We start from the raw sequence: 340 nt of genomic DNA on the forward strand, positions 1-340 counted from the left end.
GAGTGGCTCGGTAGTCGGGTATGGAGCGAGTGCGGCGGTACCCGTCTGACCTGACTGACGCCCAGTGGGAGATCGTCGAGGCGCTGTTGCCTGGCCAGAAGTGGATGGGCCGGCCGGAGAAGAATCCCCGCAGGGCGGTCATCGACGCGATCCTGTACGTGCTGCGTACCGGCTGCCCGTGGCGGTACCTGCCGGCGGACTTCCCGCCGTGGCAGACGGTGTACGGGCACTTCAAACGGCTGAACAAGCGGGGTGTGACCGAACGGATCCTCACCGAGCTGCGCGAGCAGGTCCGCCTCGCCCACGACCGCGAGGCGGAGCCGACGGCGGGGATCATCGA

Annotated in this window: 1 protein-coding gene; it reads left to right on the forward strand. The window is 68.2% G+C overall.

Annotated features, from left to right (window positions below):
- Nucleotides 1–20 precede the first annotated feature (20 nt).
- A partial coding sequence (locus AAH979_RS43205) for a transposase (protein ID WP_346263907.1) occupies nucleotides 21–340 on the forward strand: 320 nt, incomplete at its 3' end.

The organism is Plantactinospora sp. ZYX-F-223, from assembly GCF_039649625.1.
Lineage (GTDB): Bacteria > Actinomycetota > Actinomycetes > Mycobacteriales > Micromonosporaceae > Plantactinospora.